Origin of the sequence: Phormidium sp. CCY1219 (assembly GCF_035615515.1) — a bacterium.
In the GTDB taxonomy this organism is placed as follows: Bacteria; Cyanobacteriota; Cyanobacteriia; order Cyanobacteriales; family Laspinemataceae; genus CCY1219.
Window position 1 is genome coordinate 1 of sequence record NZ_JAJENT010000145.1, and the last position, 228, is coordinate 228.

Here is a 228-nt window from a genome sequence, read left to right on the forward strand (position 1 = left end):
CAAGAATTAACTAAAACACACTGGCTAGATGCTGCTTGTGTTGGGAAATCAACACCAGAGCGACTGAACATATTGGTAAAGCAACCCTTAATTATTACAGCCACAGGACAAGGAACTCGTCAGATGTGCCGTACCGACAAATATGGATTCGCGTCTCGATATGGTCCTCGAAATAAGTTGGTCAAAGGTTTTCAGACTGGAGACATTGTTAAGGCTATAGTTACTTCT

The 228-nt window shown here is 42.1% G+C and carries 1 pseudogene; it reads left to right on the forward strand.

Annotated features, from left to right (window positions below):
- Window positions 1–228, forward strand: a pseudogene (locus tag LKK83_RS00755) (RNA-guided endonuclease IscB); the annotation flags it as partial.